This window comes from Bacillus sp. RB3, assembly GCF_030164735.1.
GTDB lineage: Bacteria > Bacillota > Bacilli > Bacillales > Bacillaceae_G > Bacillus_A > Bacillus_A cereus.
Window position 1 is genome coordinate 1 of sequence record NZ_JASNGE010000120.1, and the last position, 321, is coordinate 321.

Below are 321 nucleotides of genomic sequence, written 5' to 3' on the forward strand. Positions count from 1 at the left end.
GAAGAATAATAAATCTCTTTTGGTATACTTTCTTTAGTTTGGAAATGTGCTTTAGAGTACTTTACATAATGATTTTTAATAACTTTTGATTCGGGAACAATAGTGTTTTTTTGTTCCAATGCTGGCCTAGCACTAGAAGGTGGTATGAATTTTACATTGTCTTGGTAATTAGGATCTAAGGTGTCAGCTTGTACACTGTGCGATGAAACAAAGGTACTTAAACTACTTCCCGCGATTAAAGTTGCAAATGCTAACTTTGAGAATTTTGTTAATCTACTCATTCTATAATCTCCTTTTTATTATTTTGTAAGGTATCTCCTT

The 321-nt window shown here is 31.8% G+C and carries 1 protein-coding gene; it reads right to left on the reverse strand.

The window, feature by feature from the left end:
- Window positions 1–281 (reverse strand): hypothetical protein (locus QO049_RS31050; protein ID WP_284489832.1); only part of this gene is annotated, 281 nt, incomplete at its 3' end.
- Window positions 282–321 lie beyond the last annotated feature (40 nt).